The organism is Pseudomonas sp. P97.38 (assembly GCF_001269745.1).
Lineage (GTDB): Bacteria > Pseudomonadota > Gammaproteobacteria > Pseudomonadales > Pseudomonadaceae > Aquipseudomonas > Aquipseudomonas chlororaphis_E.
On record NZ_LHVJ01000023.1, the window covers coordinates 1 to 16247 of the forward strand.

The following is a 16247-nucleotide window of genomic DNA, read 5'->3' on the forward strand; positions in this document are numbered from 1 at the left end:
TGCGGCGTACTGCTGCGCGGCACCAAGCGTGACGACGTTGAGCGTGGCCAGGTTCTGGTCAAGCCAGGCACCGTCAAGCCGCACACCAAGTTCACCGCAGAAGTTTACGTTCTGAGCAAGGAAGAAGGCGGTCGTCACACTCCGTTCTTCAAAGGCTACCGTCCACAGTTCTACTTCCGTACAACTGACGTGACTGGTAACTGCGAGCTGCCAGAAGGCGTTGAAATGGTAATGCCAGGTGACAACATCCAGATGACTGTCACTCTGATCAAGACCATCGCGATGGAAGACGGTCTGCGTTTCGCTATCCGTGAAGGCGGTCGTACCGTCGGCGCTGGCGTCGTAGCCAAAGTCATCGAGTAAACAGTTGTAATGTCTTTTTCGGGCCGGCATAATGGTCGGCCTGATTTTGTTTTAGGTCAGTAGCTCAATTGGCAGAGCGACGGTCTCCAAAACCGTAGGTTGGGGGTTCGATTCCCTCCTGACCTGCCAGATTCACTCAGTGTGTCTGGCTTTCTTTTCACAGGATCTGATAGATGACTCCTAAAGCTGAAGCTCAAGGCTCTCGCTTCGATCTGCTTAAGTGGCTAGTGGTAGTCGCTTTGGTGGTTGTTGGCGTTGTTGGCAATCAGTATTACTCTGCTTCGCCGATCCTGTACCGCGTACTCGCATTGCTCGCCATTGCTGCCGTTGCTGCCTTCGTTGGCCTGCAGACAGCCAAGGGCAAGTCTTTCTTTGTACTCGCTAAGGAAGCTCGCACCGAGATTCGTAAAGTCGTATGGCCGACTCGCCAAGAGACCACGCAGACCACGCTGATTGTCGTGGCTGTTGTCCTGGTCATGGCGTTGCTGTTGTGGGGTCTTGATTCCCTGCTCGGCTGGCTTGTTTCCTTGATTGTTGGCTAAGGGTGTCCCGTGGCTAAGCGTTGGTACGTTGTGCATGCTTACTCGGGTTACGAGAAGCATGTCATGCGCTCGCTGATTGAGCGCGTAAAGCTGGCTGGCATGGAAGACGGCTTTGGCGAAATTCTGGTCCCCACTGAAGAAGTGGTTGAAATGCGTAATGGCCAGAAGCGCAAAAGTGAACGCAAGTTCTTCCCAGGCTACGTGCTGGTACAGATGGATATGAACGAAGGGACTTGGCACTTGGTCAAGGATACCCCTCGGGTGATGGGCTTCATCGGCGGTACCGCTGATAAGCCTGCACCAATTACTGATAAAGAAGCAGAAGCCATTCTGCGTCGTGTTGCTGATGGTAGCGACAAGCCGAAGCCGAAAACGTTGTTTGAGCCGGGTGAAGTGGTTCGCGTCACCGACGGTCCATTCGCCGACTTTAACGGTACGGTTGAAGAAGTTAACTACGAAAAGAGCCGGATCCAAGTGGCCGTGCTCATTTTCGGACGCTCTACTCCGGTAGAGCTCGAGTTCAGTCAGGTCGAAAAGGTCTGATTGAGCAGGCATCCCAACCCCGCAGCCCTAGGCTGTGGGGTTTTGTCGTCACTGGGATAAACGCGCAAGTAACCGGGGAGCCTTTCGAGGCGTTCGAACCCGTAATTGGAGTGCCTCATGGCCAAGAAGATTACCGCTTACATCAAGCTGCAAGTGAAGGCCGCTCAGGCTAACCCAAGCCCACCTGTTGGTCCTGCTCTGGGTCAGCACGGCGTGAACATCATGGAATTCTGCAAGGCTTTCAACGCCCGTACTCAGGGTCTTGAGCCAGGTCTGCCGACTCCAGTGATCATCACTGTCTACAGCGACCGTAGCTTCACTTTCGAAACAAAAAGCACCCCTGCTTCGGTTCTGCTGAAGAAGGCTGCAGGTTTGACCAGCGGTTCCGCTCGTCCAAACACCGTTAAGGTTGGCACCGTTACCCGTGCTCAGCTGGAAGAAATCGCGAAAACCAAAAACGCGGATCTGACTGCAGCTGATATGGATGCAGCCGTGCGTACTATCGCCGGTTCTGCTCGTAGCATGGGCCTTAACGTGGAGGGTGTGTAATGGCTAAGCTGACCAAGCGTCAAAAGGCTATCGCCGGCAAAATCGAAGCAGGCAAGGCCTACAACTTTGTAGACGCCGCCGCTCTGCTGGCTGAGCTGTCGACTGTCAAGTTCAGCGAGTCGTTCGACGTTGCTGTAAACCTGGGCGTTGACCCACGTAAATCCGACCAGGTCGTTCGTAGCGCTACCGTGCTGCCACACGGCACTGGCAAGACCGTTCGTGTTGCCGTGTTCACCCAGGGCCCAGCGGCTGAAGCTGCTCTGGCTGCTGGCGCTGACCGCGTAGGCATGGACGATCTGGCTGCTGAAATGAAGGGCGGCGACCTGAACTACGACGTAGTGATCGCATCCCCGGATGCCATGCGCGTTGTGGGTCAGCTGGGTCAGATCCTCGGTCCACGAGGTCTGATGCCTAACCCTAAAGTCGGCACCGTAACACCAGACGTAGCCACCGCGGTCAAGAACGCCAAGGCTGGTCAGGTTCGTTATCGCACCGACAAAAACGGCATCATCCACACTTCCGTTGGCAAGATCGGCTTCGACGCCGTCAAGCTGAAGGAAAACGTTGAAGCCCTGATCGCTGATCTGAAGCGTATCAAGCCAGCTTCCTCGAAAGGTATCTACGTCAAGCGCGTTACCCTGAGCACCACCATGGGCCCAGGTCTGGTCATCGATCAGAGCTCGCTCGACGCGTAAGACTCAAGGTTGGCGCAAGCAATTGCGCCAATCGAAAAATTGGGGTCCCTGCCTGGCGGGGGCTGTCCAAGACCGTAGGCGGCGCAAGTCTTAAACCTCAAGCCTACGCAGATGGTGCTCCCGGTTCCTTACCGAATCAGACACCAAAACGACATTCGGTTCCGACCGAATGAAACGGTAACAAGCAGGAGTTAAACCCGTGGCAATTAAACTCGAAGACAAGAAGGCCATCGTCGCTGAAGTCAACGAGGCTGCCAAAGCTGCTCTGTCCGCTGTCGTGGCTGATGCCCGTGGCGTAACAGTAGGCGCAATGACCGGACTCCGTAAAGAGGCTCGTGAAGCTGGCGTTTACGTACGTGTCGTACGTAACACCCTGCTCAAGCGCGCTGTTGCTGACACTGAATACAGTGTTCTCAACGACGTGTTCACCGGCCCGACCTTGATCGCGTTCTCCACCCAACATCCTGGCGCTGCTGCCCGTTTGTTCAAGGAATTCGCCAAAGGTCAGGACAAGTTCGAGATTAAGGCAGCTGCGTTCGAGGGCAAGTTCCTCGCAGCTAACCAGATCGACGTACTGGCAACTCTGCCGACCCGTGACGAAGCAATTTCTCAGCTGATGAGCGTGATTCAAGGCGCAACCAGCAAATTGGCTCGTACTCTGGCGGCATTGCGCGACCAGAAAGAAGCTGCCGCAGCCTAAGGCTCGACACTCTTTTCCGCGTTTTTTGTTTATTTCGATGGTCGCGTAGGCCGTCCCCCAATCCAGGAATTTAGATTCATGTCTATCTCTCAAAACGATATCCTCGAAGCCGTTGGCAACATGTCCGTAATGGAAGTTGTTGAGCTGATCAAAGCTTTCGAAGAAAAATTCGGCGTTACCGCTGCTGCTGCTTCCGCTGGTCCAGCTGTTGCTGTTGCTGCTGCTGAAGAGCAAACCGAGTTCAACGTTATCCTGACCGCCGCTGGCGATAAGAAAGTTAACGTGATCAAGGCTGTTCGCGAGCTGACCGGTCTGGGCCTGAAAGAAGCCAAGGAGAAGGTTGACACCGCTCCTCAGGTTATCGCTGAAGGCGTTACCAAAGAAGCTGCTGAAGACGCCAAGAAGAAGCTGGAAGAAGCAGGCGCTGCTGTCGAAATCAAGTAATTTCGACCTTGCGTCTCCAGCCCGAGCGTTAAGCGACAGGCTGATGGCTGGTGGCTCTTGCCACCGGCCTTTTTCCGTTATTGGCAGCCGACTGGGTTGGTGCTGGTAACGAGCTGTAACCACCCGATGTGGTGGCGCAAACCATGGGGTTTGCACGATTTTCTGGCTGCTCCCGTCGGGAGAGGCCAAACAAGCAGGTGACCAAGCTGGGGAACGCTGATGGCTTACTCATATACTGAGAAAAAACGTATCCGCAAGGACTTTAGCAAGTTGCCGGACGTCATGGATGTGCCGTACCTCCTGGCCATCCAGCTGGATTCGTATCGTGAATTCTTGCAAGCGGGAGCGACTAAAGATCAGTTCCGCTACGTGGGCCTGCATGCGGCCTTCAAATCCGTTTTCCCGATCATCAGCTACTCCGGCAATGCTGCGCTGGAGTACGTCGGTTATCGCCTGGGCGAACCGGCATTTGATGTCAAAGAATGCGTATTGCGCGGTGTAACTTACGCCGTACCTTTGCGGGTAAAAGTGCGCCTGATCATTTTCGACAAAGAATCGTCGAACAAAGCGATCAAGGACATCAAAGAGCAAGAAGTCTACATGGGTGAAATCCCCCTGATGACTGAGAACGGTACCTTCGTAATCAACGGTACCGAGCGTGTAATCGTTTCCCAGCTGCACCGTTCTCCGGGCGTGTTCTTCGACCACGACCGTGGCAAGACGCACAGCTCCGGCAAACTGCTTTACTCCGCGCGCATCATTCCTTACCGCGGTTCGTGGTTGGACTTCGAATTCGACCCGAAAGACTGCGTCTTCGTGCGTATCGACCGTCGTCGCAAGCTGCCGGCTTCGGTACTGCTGCGCGCGCTCGGCTATACCACCGAGGAAGTGCTGGACGCGTTCTACACCACCAACGTCTTCCACGTGCAGGGTGAAAACCTCAGCCTGGAACTGGTGCCTCAGCGCCTGCGCGGTGAAATAGCGGTCCTGGACATCCAGGACGACAAAGGTAAGGTTATTGTCGAGCAGGGTCGTCGTATCACCGCTCGCCACATCAACCAGCTGGAAAAAGCCGGGATCAAAGAGCTGCAGGTGCCGATGGACTACGTCCTGGGTCGCACCACGGCGAAGGCCATCGTGCATCCGGCCACTGGCGAAATCATTGCAGAGTGCAACACCGAGCTGTCCGTCGAAATCCTGGCGAAAATCGTCAAGGCCCAGGTCGTTCGTATCGAAACCCTGTACACCAACGACATCGACTGCGGTCCTTTCATCTCCGACACGCTGAAGATCGACTCCACCGGCAACCAGCTGGAAGCCCTGGTCGAGATCTATCGCATGATGCGTCCTGGCGAGCCGCCAACCAAGGATGCAGCCGAGACCCTGTTCAACAACCTGTTCTTCAGCCCTGAGCGTTATGACCTGTCTGCGGTCGGCCGGATGAAGTTCAACCGTCGTATCGGTCGTACCGAGATCGAAGGTTCGGGTGTGCTGAACAAGGACGACATCGTTGCGGTGCTCAAGACTCTGGTCGACATCCGTAACGGCAAAGGCATCGTCGATGACATCGACCACCTGGGTAACCGTCGTGTTCGCTGCGTAGGCGAAATGGCCGAGAACCAGTTCCGTGTTGGCCTGGTGCGTGTAGAGCGCGCGGTCAAGGAACGCCTGTCGATGGCTGAAAGCGAAGGCCTGATGCCGCAAGACCTGATCAACGCCAAGCCAGTGGCTGCGGCGGTTAAGGAGTTCTTCGGTTCGAGCCAGCTGTCGCAGTTCATGGACCAGAACAACCCGCTGTCCGAGATCACCCACAAGCGTCGTGTCTCCGCACTCGGCCCAGGTGGTCTGACCCGTGAGCGCGCAGGCTTTGAAGTTCGTGACGTACACCCGACCCACTACGGTCGCGTATGCCCGATCGAGACGCCGGAAGGTCCGAACATCGGTCTGATCAACTCCCTGGCCGCCTATGCGCGCACCAACCAGTACGGCTTCCTCGAGAGCCCGTACCGTGTGGTGAAAGACGCCCTGGTGACCGACGAGATCGTGTTCCTGTCCGCCATCGAAGAGGCCGATCACGTGATCGCCCAGGCTTCGGCCACGATGAACGACAAGAAAGTCCTGATCGACGAACTGGTTGCTGTTCGTCACCTGAACGAGTTCACCGTCAAGGCGCCGGAAGACGTCACCTTGATGGACGTGTCGCCCAAGCAGGTTGTTTCGGTGGCAGCGTCGCTGATTCCGTTCCTCGAGCACGACGACGCCAACCGTGCGTTGATGGGTTCGAACATGCAGCGTCAGGCTGTACCGACCCTGCGTGCCGACAAGCCGCTGGTGGGTACCGGCATGGAGCGCAACGTTGCTCGCGACTCCGGCGTTTGCGTCGTGGCCCGTCGTGGCGGTGTGATCGATTCCGTCGATGCCAGCCGTATCGTGGTTCGTGTTGCCGATGACGAAGTTGAAACGGGCGAAGCCGGTGTCGACATCTACAACCTGACCAAATACACCCGCTCCAACCAGAACACCTGCATCAACCAGCGTCCGCTGGTCAGCAAGGGTGATCGGGTTCAGCGCAGCGACATCATGGCTGACGGCCCGTCCACCGACATGGGTGAACTGGCGCTGGGCCAGAACATGCGCATCGCGTTCATGGCGTGGAACGGCTTCAACTTCGAAGACTCCATCTGCCTGTCCGAGCGTGTGGTTCAGGAAGACCGCTTCACCACGATCCACATTCAGGAACTGACCTGTGTGGCTCGTGACACCAAGCTTGGCCCAGAAGAAATCACTGCGGACATCCCGAACGTGGGTGAGGCTGCACTGAACAAGCTGGACGAAGCCGGTATCGTTTATGTAGGTGCCGAAGTCGGCGCAGGCGACATCCTGGTGGGCAAGGTCACTCCGAAAGGCGAGACCCAGCTGACGCCGGAAGAAAAACTGCTGCGTGCCATCTTCGGTGAAAAAGCCAGTGACGTTAAGGACACCTCCCTGCGTGTGCCGACTGGCACCAAGGGTACCGTCATCGACGTACAGGTCTTCACTCGCGACGGCGTCGAGCGTGATGCTCGTGCACTGTCCATCGAGAAAACCCAGCTCGACGAGATCCGCAAGGACCTGAACGAAGAGTTCCGTATCGTTGAAGGCGCGACTTTCGAACGTCTGCGTGCTGCGCTGGTTGGCCACAAGGCCGAAGGCGGCGCCGGCCTGAAGAAAGGTCAGGAAATCACCGACGAAGTCCTCGACGGTCTTGAGCACGGCCAGTGGTTCAAACTGCGCATGGCTGAAGACGCTCTGAACGAGCAGCTCGAGAAAGCCCAGGCCTACATCGTTGATCGCCGCCGTCTGCTGGATGACAAGTTCGAAGACAAGAAGCGCAAACTGCAGCAGGGCGATGACCTGGCTCCAGGCGTGCTGAAAATCGTCAAGGTCTACCTGGCAATCCGTCGCCGCATTCAGCCGGGCGACAAGATGGCCGGTCGTCACGGTAACAAAGGTGTGGTCTCTGTGATCATGCCGGTTGAAGACATGCCGCACGATGCCAATGGCACCCCGGTCGATGTGGTCCTCAACCCGTTGGGCGTACCTTCGCGTATGAACGTTGGTCAGATCCTTGAAACCCACCTGGGCCTCGCGGCCAAGGGCTTGGGTGAGAAGATCAACCGTATGGTCGAAGAGCAGCGCAAGGTCGCAGACCTGCGTAAGTTCCTGCACGAGATCTACAACGAGATCGGCGGTCGCAACGAAGAGCTGGACACCTTCTCCGACCAGGAAATCCTGGACCTGGCGAAGAACCTGCGCGGCGGCGTTCCAATGGCGACTCCGGTGTTCGACGGTGCCAAGGAAAGCGAAATCAAGGCCATGCTGAAACTGGCAGACCTGCCGGAAAGCGGCCAGATGCAGCTGTTCGATGGCCGTACCGGCAACAAATTCGAGCGTCCGGTTACCGTTGGCTACATGTACATGCTGAAGCTGAACCACTTGGTAGACGACAAGATGCACGCTCGTTCTACCGGTTCTTACAGCCTGGTTACCCAGCAGCCGCTGGGTGGTAAGGCGCAGTTCGGTGGTCAGCGTTTCGGGGAGATGGAGGTCTGGGCGCTGGAAGCGTACGGTGCTGCCTACACTCTGCAAGAAATGCTCACAGTGAAGTCGGACGATGTGAACGGCCGGACCAAGATGTACAAAAACATCGTGGACGGCGATCACCGTATGGAGCCGGGCATGCCCGAGTCCTTCAACGTGTTGATCAAGGAAATTCGTTCCCTCGGCATCGATATCGATCTGGAAACCGAATAACACGTGACGCGAATCGAGAGCGGGGCTGTCTGGCCCGCTCTCTGCTCCGCCAGGAGGAAAGGCCTTGAAAGACCTACTGAATTTGCTGAAAAACCAGGGTCAAGTCGAAGAGTTCGACGCTATCCGTATTGGATTGGCCTCGCCTGAGATGATCCGTTCGTGGTCGTTCGGTGAAGTTAAAAAACCGGAAACCATCAACTACCGTACGTTCAAGCCTGAGCGTGACGGCCTGTTCTGCGCCAAGATCTTTGGCCCGGTCAAGGATTACGAGTGCCTGTGCGGTAAGTACAAGCGCTTGAAACACCGTGGCGTGATCTGCGAGAAGTGCGGCGTTGAAGTCGCGCTGGCCAAGGTTCGTCGTGAGCGCATGGCGCACATCGAACTGGCTTCACCGGTTGCCCACATCTGGTTCCTGAAATCGCTGCCGTCCCGTATCGGCTTGCTGATGGACATGACCCTGCGTGATATCGAACGTGTTCTCTACTTCGAGAGCTACGTCGTGATCGACCCAGGCATGACCACCCTTGAAAAGGGCCAACTGCTTAACGACGAGCAGTATTTCGAAGCGCTGGAAGAGTTCGGTGACGATTTCGATGCCCGCATGGGTGCCGAAGCTGTCCGTGAACTGCTGCACGCGATCGACCTGGAGCACGAGATTGGCCGCCTGCGTGAAGAAATTCCGCAAACCAACTCCGAAACCAAGATCAAGAAGCTGTCCAAGCGCCTGAAGTTGATGGAAGCCTTCCAGGGTTCCGGCAACCTGCCTGAGTGGATGGTGCTGACCGTTCTGCCGGTTCTGCCGCCAGACCTGCGTCCGCTGGTTCCGCTCGATGGCGGTCGCTTTGCGACTTCCGACCTCAACGATCTGTATCGTCGAGTGATCAACCGTAACAACCGTTTGAAGCGCCTGCTGGATCTGTCCGCTCCTGACATCATCGTGCGCAACGAAAAGCGCATGCTGCAGGAAGCTGTGGATGCCTTGCTGGATAACGGTCGTCGCGGTCGCGCTATCACCGGTTCGAACAAGCGTCCTCTGAAATCCCTGGCCGACATGATCAAGGGTAAGCAAGGTCGTTTCCGTCAGAACTTGCTCGGTAAGCGTGTTGACTACTCCGGTCGTTCGGTAATTACCGTAGGCCCGACCCTGCGTCTGCACCAGTGCGGTCTGCCGAAGAAGATGGCTCTCGAGCTGTTCAAGCCGTTCATTTTCGGCAAGCTGGAAATGCGTGGTCTGGCGACCACCATCAAGGCCGCCAAGAAGATGGTCGAGCGCGAGCTGCCAGAGGTCTGGGACGTTCTCGCCGAAGTGATTCGCGAACACCCCGTGCTCCTCAACCGTGCACCGACCCTTCACCGTCTGGGCATCCAGGCGTTTGAACCGGTACTGATCGAAGGTAAGGCTATCCAGCTGCACCCGCTGGTCTGTGCTGCGTACAACGCCGACTTCGACGGTGACCAGATGGCCGTGCACGTACCGCTGACGCTGGAAGCCCAGCTCGAAGCGCGTGCGTTGATGATGTCGACCAACAACATTCTGTCGCCAGCCAACGGTGAGCCAATCATCGTGCCGTCGCAGGACGTTGTATTGGGTCTGTACTACATGACGCGCGAAGCGATCAACGCCAAGGGCGAAGGTCGTGTGTTCGCGGATCTGCAGGAAGTTGACCGTGTGTTCCGTGCCGGCGAAGCCGCACTGCATGCCAAGGTCAAGGTGCGGATCAACGAGACCGTGAACGATCGCGATGGCAACAGCGTGACCAACACCCGTATTGTCGACACCACTGTCGGCCGTGCGCTGTTGTTCCAGGTTGTGCCAAAAGGCTTGTCGTTCGATGTCGTCAACCTGCCGATGAAGAAGAAAGCGATCTCCAAGCTGATCAACCAGTGCTACCGCGTGGTTGGTTTGAAGGAAACCGTGATCTTCGCTGACCAGTTGATGTACACCGGTTTTGCCTATTCGACCATTTCCGGCGTTTCCATCGGTGTTAACGACTTCGTTATCCCGGATGAAAAAGCCCGCATCATCGGTACCGCTACCGAGGAAGTGAAAGAGATCGAAAGCCAGTACGCCTCCGGCCTGGTAACCCAGGGCGAGAAGTACAACAAGGTGATCGACCTCTGGTCCAAGGCGAACGACGAAGTTTCCAAGGCGATGATGGCCAACCTCTCGAAAGAGAAGGTCATCGACCGTCATGGCGACGAAGTCGAGCAGGAATCCTTCAACTCGATGTACATGATGGCCGACTCGGGCGCGCGGGGTTCTGCTGCGCAGATCCGTCAGCTCGCCGGTATGCGTGGCCTGATGGCCAAGCCGGACGGCTCCATCATCGAGACCCCGATCACCGCGAACTTCCGTGAAGGCCTGAGCGTACTCCAGTACTTCATCTCCACGCACGGTGCTCGTAAGGGTCTTGCGGATACCGCGTTGAAAACGGCGAACTCCGGTTACCTGACACGTCGTCTGGTAGACGTAGCGCAAGACCTGGTGGTGACCGAGATCGATTGCGGCACCGAACATGGCCTGGTCATGACTCCGCACATCGAAGGCGGCGACGTGGTCGAGCCGTTGGGTGAACGCGTATTGGGTCGTGTCATCGCCCGTGACGTATTCAAGCCAGGTACCGAGGACGTCATCGTTCCTGCCGGCACCCTGGTAGACGAGAAGTGGGTAGAGTTCATCGAGCTGAACAGCATCGATGAAGTGATCGTGCGTTCGCCGATCAGCTGCGAAACCCGCTACGGCATCTGCGCCAAGTGCTACGGCCGCGACCTGGCTCGTGGTCACCAGGTGAACATCGGTGAATCGGTCGGCGTTATCGCGGCCCAGTCCATCGGTGAGCCGGGTACCCAGCTGACCATGCGTACGTTCCACATCGGTGGTGCGGCCAGCCGGACCTCCGCGGCCGACAGCGTACAGGTGAAGAATGGCGGTACTGTCCGCCTGCACAACCTCAAGCACGTTGAGCGCGTGGACGGTCACCTGGTCGCCGTGTCCCGTTCCGGTGAGCTGGCGATTGCCGACGACTTCGGTCGTGAGCGCGAGCGCTACAAGCTGCCGTATGGTGCGGTGATTTCGGTCAAGGAAGGTGACAAGGTCGACGCTGGCGCCATCGTGGCCAAGTGGGATCCGCACACTCACCCGATCGTTACCGAAATGAAAGGTACCGTGACCTACGTGGGCATGGAAGAAGGCATCACGATCAAGCGTCAGACTGACGAATTGACCGGTATGACCAACATTGAAGTACTGGATCCGAAAGATCGTCCAGCTGCCGGCAAGGACATCCGTCCTGCCGTGAAGATGGTCGACGACAACGGCAAGGATCTGTTGCTGCCAGGCACTGACGTTATCGCTCAGTACTTCCTGCCAGCCAACGCCCTGGTCGGTGTTGCGGACGGTGCGCGGATCGCGATCGGTGATGTTATCGCCCGTATCCCGCAGGAAACCTCGAAGACCCGCGACATCACCGGTGGTCTGCCGCGTGTTGCCGACTTGTTCGAAGCTCGTCGTCCGAAGGAAGCCTCGATCCTGGCTGAGGTCAGCGGCACCATCGCGTTCGGTAAGGAAACCAAGGGCAAGCGCCGTCTGGTCATCACCCCGAACGACGGTAGCGATCCGTACGAAGAGCTGATTCCGAAGTGGCGTCACCTGAACGTCTTCGAAGGCGAACAGGTCAACCGCGGCGAAGTGATCTCCGACGGTCCGAGCGATCCACACGACATCCTGCGTCTGCTGGGTGTGAGTGCGCTGGCCAAGTACATCGTGAACGAGATCCAGGACGTTTACCGCCTGCAAGGCGTGAAGATCAACGACAAGCACATCGAGACCATCCTGCGTCAGATGCTGCGTAAAGTTGAGATCTCCGAGTCTGGCGATTCCAGCTTCATCAAGGGCGACCAGATGGAACTGACTCACGTACTGGTAGAGAACGAGCGTCTGAGCACGGAAGACAAGTTTGTCGCCAAGTTCACCCGCGTTCTGCTGGGTATCACCAAGGCGTCGTTGTCCACCGAATCGTTCATCTCGGCGGCTTCCTTCCAGGAAACCACTCGTGTACTGACCGAAGCGGCGGTAACCGGCAAGCGCGATTACCTGCGCGGCCTGAAAGAAAACGTGGTCGTGGGTCGTCTGATCCCGGCCGGTACCGGTTTGGCCTATCACAGCGAGCGTAAGCGTCGCCGTGATGCAGACAAGCCGTTGCGCGTAAGCGCCAGTGAAGTGGAAGCTGCACTGACCGAAGCGCTGAACTCGAGCGGTAACTGAGTTCTGCGGTAATTGAGTGCCAGGCCCTGGTCGCCCCGTTCGGCGGATCGAGACAGATTGTCGAGATCCGGCGGGCGGGGAGGTCGGGGCCTTGCCTTGACTGGGGACAAGATCCTCTTTAGACTCTTGATCCCCTAAATTTGGCGGGAATTCGTTCCTGCCATTTTGCTTTTCTTGCAAGACAATAGCGTCGCAAGACAACAGTGGAGCTAGTAGATGGCAACTATCAACCAGCTGGTACGTCAGCCGCGTAAGCGTATCGTCGAGAAATCCGACGTACCTGCGCTGCAGAACTGCCCGCAACGTCGTGGCGTATGCACCCGCGTGTATACCACTACGCCGAAAAAACCTAACTCGGCACTGCGTAAAGTATGCCGTGTGCGCCTGACCAACGGTTTCGAGGTTTCCTCGTACATCGGCGGTGAAGGCCACAACCTGCAAGAGCACAGCGTGGTACTGATCCGCGGCGGTCGTGTAAAAGACTTGCCAGGTGTTCGTTACCACACCGTTCGCGGTTCTTTGGATACTTCCGGCGTTAAAGGTCGTAACCAGGGTCGTTCGAAATACGGTACCAAGCGTCCGAAATAATCGGCCGTTTTTTGCAGTTTTTAATTTTATTGAGTCGATAAGAGTAAGGTCGGGCACGCGTCAGCTGTCCCGGGCTAACCTGAAGACCGTTTGAGGGCTTATCAATGCCAAGACGTCGCGTAGCAGCCAAGCGTGAGATTCTGGACGATCCGAAATACGGAAGCCAGATCCTCGCCAAGTTCATGAACCACGTAATGGAAAGCGGCAAGAAAGCCGTTGCCGAACGTATCGTTTATGGCGCGCTGGAAAAAGTTAAAGAGCGTAAGAACTCCGATCCCCTGGAACTCTTCGAAAAAGCACTCGACGCCATCGCTCCGCTGGTCGAAGTGAAGTCGCGCCGCGTAGGCGGTGCTACCTACCAGGTTCCGGTTGAAGTTCGTCCGTCCCGTCGTAACGCTCTGGCCATGCGCTGGCTCGTAGACTTCGCCCGCAAGCGCGGCGAGAAGTCCATGGCTCTGCGTTTGGCTGGTGAACTGTTGGACGCTGCTGAAGGTAAAGGTGCTGCAGTTAAGAAGCGTGAAGACGTGCACCGTATGGCTGAAGCCAACAAGGCTTTCTCGCACTACCGCTTCTAATTTTAGCGTCACTCAATTTGCGAGGGCTTTATGGCTCGTACTACACCGATTAACCGCTACCGTAACATCGGTATCGTCGCTCACGTGGATGCTGGTAAAACCACCACCACCGAGCGCGTCCTTTTTTACACCGGCAAAAGTCACAAAATGGGCGAGGTGCATGACGGCGCCGCGACCACAGACTGGATGGTGCAGGAGCAGGAGCGTGGTATTACCATTACCTCTGCTGCCATCACCGCCTTCTGGAAGGGTTCCGAGAAGCAGTACCCACACGAGCATCGCTTCAACGTCATCGATACCCCGGGCCACGTAGACTTCACCATTGAAGTTGAGCGTTCCCTGCGTGTACTCGACGGCGCGGTCGTTGTGTTCTGCGGTACTTCGGGTGTTGAGCCTCAGTCGGAAACCGTATGGCGTCAGGCCAACAAATACGGCGTTCCACGTCTTGTTTATGTAAACAAGATGGACCGTGCTGGTGCCAACTTCCTGCGCGTGATCGGTCAGATCAAGCAGCGTCTGGGTCACACTCCGGTGCCTATCCAGCTCGCTATCGGTTCGGAAGACAACTTCCAGGGCCAGATCGACCTGATCAACATGCAAGCGGTCTACTGGAATGACTCCGACAAGGGCATGGTCCCTGTTCGCAAGGACATCCCGGCCGAGCTGTTGGCAGAAGCCGAGCAGTGGCGCAGCAACATGGTCGAGGCTGCGGCCGAAGCCAATGAAGAGCTGATGAACAAGTACCTCGAAGGCGAAGAGCTCTCCATCGAGGAAATCAAGGCCGCTCTGCGTCAGCGTACCATCGCTGGCGAGATCGTCCTGGCTGTTTGCGGTTCTTCCTTCAAGAACAAGGGCGTTCCCCTGGTTCTCGACGCCGTTATCGACTTCCTGCCTGCTCCAACCGACATTCCTGCTATCAAGGGCTCCAACCCTGATAACGAGGAAGAGGAAATGGAGCGTCACGCAAGTGACGACGAGCCGTTCGCGGCCCTGGCGTTCAAGATCGCTACCGACCCATTCGTGGGTACCTTGACCTTCGTTCGAGTTTACTCGGGCGTGTTGGCCTCCGGCGACGGCGTGATCAACTCGGTAAAAGGCAAGAAAGAGCGCGTGGGTCGTATGGTGCAAATGCACGCAAACGCCCGTGAAGAAATCAAGGAAGTGCGCGCTGGCGACATCGCGGCCTTGATCGGCATGAAGGACGTCACCACTGGTGAGACTTTGTGCAACGCTGACAAGCCAATCATCCTGGTTCGCATGGACTTCCCGGAGCCGGTTATTTCGGTTGCCGTTGAGCCAAAAACCAAGGATGACCAGGAAAAAATGGGTATCGCTCTGGGCAAGCTTGCTCAGGAAGACCCGTCTTTCCGCGTCAAGACTGATGAAGAGACTGGTCAAACGATCATCTCCGGCATGGGCGAGCTGCACCTGGACATCCTGGTTGACCGGATGCGCCGTGAGTTCAACGTCGAAGCCAACATCGGTAAGCCTCAGGTCTCCTATCGTGAGCGCATCACGAAGAGCTGTGAGATCGAAGGCAAGTTCGTTCGTCAGTCCGGCGGTCGTGGTCAGTTCGGCCACTGCTGGATCCGTTTTGCTCCTGCTGACGAAGGTCAGGAAGGTCTGCAATTCCTGAACGAAGTCGTGGGCGGTGTGGTTCCTAAGGAATACATCCCGGCGATCCAGAAGGGTATCGAAGAGCAGATGAAGAACGGCGTTGTTGCCGGCTATCCGCTGATCGGCCTGAAGGCGACCGTGTTCGACGGTTCTTACCACGACGTCGACTCCAACGAGATGGCGTTCAAGGTGGCTGCTTCCATGGCGACCAAGCAACTGGCCCAGAAGGGCGGTGGTGAGTTGCTCGAGCCGATCATGGCCGTTGAAGTCGTTACGCCTGAAGACTACATGGGTGATGTCATGGGCGACCTTAACCGTCGTCGCGGCATGATTCTGGGTATGGAAGATACGGTTTCCGGCAAGGTCATTCGCGCCGAGGTTCCGTTGGGTGAAATGTTCGGTTACGCAACCGACGTTCGTTCCATGTCTCAGGGTCGCGCAAGCTACTCCATGGAATTCAAAAAATACAATACAGCTCCGTCGCATATCGTCGAAACTGTTACCAAAAAGCAAGGCTGATTCAGCCCTTTAAGCTAGGAGTTAATTGTCGTGGCTAAAGAAAAATTTGAACGGAACAAACCGCACGTCAACGTTGGCACCATCGGCCACGTTGACCACGGTAAAACCACTCTGACCGCTGCTCTGACCCGTGTCTGCTCCGAAGTTTTCGGTTCGGCCAAGGTTGACTTCGACAAGATCGACAGCGCCCCGGAAGAGAAAGCTCGCGGTATCACCATCAACACCGCTCACGTTGAATACGATTCGTCCGTGCGTCACTACGCGCACGTTGACTGCCCAGGTCACGCCGACTACGTAAAAAACATGATCACCGGTGCTGCCCAGATGGACGGCGCGATCCTGGTTTGCTCGGCCGCCGATGGTCCGATGCCACAAACCCGTGAGCACATCCTGCTGTCCCGTCAGGTAGGCGTTCCGTACATCGTTGTCTTCCTGAACAAGGCTGACATGGTTGACGACGCTGAGCTGCTGGAACTGGTTGAGATGGAAGTGCGCGACCTGCTGAGCACTTACGACTTCCCAGGTGATGACACTCCAATCATCATCGGTTCGGCT

Annotated in this window: 12 protein-coding genes, 1 tRNA gene and 1 pseudogene; all 14 read left to right on the plus strand. The window is 56.7% G+C overall.

Translation table 11 applies throughout. From position 1 onward, the window contains the following. Positions 1-363, plus strand: a pseudogene (locus tag AD664_RS17935) (elongation factor Tu); the annotation flags it as partial. A 53-nt stretch (positions 364-416) separates the two neighbouring features. Beyond that, a tRNA-Trp gene (locus AD664_RS17940) sits at positions 417-492 on the plus strand. Positions 493-536: 44 nt separating this feature from the next. After that, a complete protein-coding gene (secE, locus tag AD664_RS17945) occupies positions 537-905 on the plus strand; it encodes a preprotein translocase subunit SecE (RefSeq protein WP_003186101.1) in 369 nt (122 codons plus the stop codon). 9 nt (positions 906-914) lie between these two features. After that, complete coding sequence (gene nusG, locus AD664_RS17950; RefSeq protein WP_010443972.1) at positions 915-1448, plus strand: transcription termination/antitermination protein NusG; 534 nt, start codon at positions 915-917, stop codon at positions 1446-1448. A gap of 117 nt (positions 1449-1565) precedes the next feature. Continuing rightward, a complete protein-coding gene (rplK, locus tag AD664_RS17955; RefSeq protein ID WP_003176435.1) occupies positions 1566-1997 on the plus strand; it encodes a 50S ribosomal protein L11 in 432 nt (143 codons plus the stop codon). Beyond that, positions 1997-2692, plus strand: a complete 696-nt coding sequence (rplA, locus tag AD664_RS17960) for a 50S ribosomal protein L1 (protein WP_003186095.1) — start codon at positions 1997-1999, stop codon at positions 2690-2692. The genes rplK and rplA overlap by 1 nt, the downstream gene beginning before the upstream one ends. Positions 2693-2891: 199 nt before the next feature. Further along, the gene (gene rplJ / locus AD664_RS17965) at positions 2892-3392 is read left to right on the plus strand and encodes a 50S ribosomal protein L10 (protein ID WP_003206099.1); all 501 of its coding nucleotides are present in this window, start codon (positions 2892-2894) and stop codon (positions 3390-3392) included. 78 nt (positions 3393-3470) lie between these two features. After that, positions 3471-3836 carry a 50S ribosomal protein L7/L12 gene (rplL, locus tag AD664_RS17970; RefSeq protein WP_053148321.1) on the plus strand — a complete coding sequence of 122 codons (366 nt, stop codon included), beginning with the start codon at positions 3471-3473 and terminating at the stop codon, positions 3834-3836. A 219-nt stretch (positions 3837-4055) separates the two neighbouring features. Next, a complete protein-coding gene (gene rpoB / locus AD664_RS17975) occupies positions 4056-8129 on the plus strand; it encodes a DNA-directed RNA polymerase subunit beta (protein WP_053148323.1) in 4074 nt (1357 codons plus the stop codon). 64 nt (positions 8130-8193) lie between these two features. Next, positions 8194-12393 carry a DNA-directed RNA polymerase subunit beta' gene (gene rpoC / locus AD664_RS17980; protein WP_042730527.1) on the plus strand — a complete coding sequence of 1400 codons (4200 nt, stop codon included), beginning with the start codon at positions 8194-8196 and terminating at the stop codon, positions 12391-12393. A gap of 216 nt (positions 12394-12609) precedes the next feature. Then, positions 12610-12981: a 30S ribosomal protein S12 gene (gene rpsL / locus AD664_RS17985; RefSeq protein ID WP_003186084.1), complete on the plus strand. Its 372-nt coding sequence runs from the start codon at positions 12610-12612 to the stop codon at positions 12979-12981. 104 nt (positions 12982-13085) lie between these two features. Further along, positions 13086-13556: a 30S ribosomal protein S7 gene (gene rpsG / locus AD664_RS17990; protein WP_024776462.1), complete on the plus strand. Its 471-nt coding sequence runs from the start codon at positions 13086-13088 to the stop codon at positions 13554-13556. 30 nt (positions 13557-13586) lie between these two features. After that, on the plus strand, positions 13587-15692 hold the full coding sequence (gene fusA, locus AD664_RS17995) for an elongation factor G (RefSeq protein ID WP_053148325.1): 2106 nt from the start codon (positions 13587-13589) through the stop codon (positions 15690-15692). Between the two features lie 30 nt (positions 15693-15722). Beyond that, on the plus strand, positions 15723-16247 hold a 525-nt coding region (locus AD664_RS18000; protein WP_157061581.1), incomplete at its 3' end, for a GTP-binding protein.

Coding starts and splice junctions, on each gene's coding strand:
- secE (WP_003186101.1), top strand. CDS start 537: ATGACTCCTAAAGCTGAAGCTCAAGGCTCTCGCTTCGATCTGCTTAAG.
- rplK (WP_003176435.1), top strand. CDS start 1,566: ATGGCCAAGAAGATTACCGCTTACATCAAGCTGCAAGTGAAGGCCGCT.
- rplA (WP_003186095.1), top strand. CDS start 1,997: ATGGCTAAGCTGACCAAGCGTCAAAAGGCTATCGCCGGCAAAATCGAA.
- rplL (WP_053148321.1), top strand. CDS start 3,471: ATGTCTATCTCTCAAAACGATATCCTCGAAGCCGTTGGCAACATGTCC.
- rpoB (WP_053148323.1), top strand. CDS start 4,056: ATGGCTTACTCATATACTGAGAAAAAACGTATCCGCAAGGACTTTAGC.
- rpsL (WP_003186084.1), top strand. CDS start 12,610: ATGGCAACTATCAACCAGCTGGTACGTCAGCCGCGTAAGCGTATCGTC.
- rpsG (WP_024776462.1), top strand. CDS start 13,086: ATGCCAAGACGTCGCGTAGCAGCCAAGCGTGAGATTCTGGACGATCCG.
- fusA (WP_053148325.1), top strand. CDS start 13,587: ATGGCTCGTACTACACCGATTAACCGCTACCGTAACATCGGTATCGTC.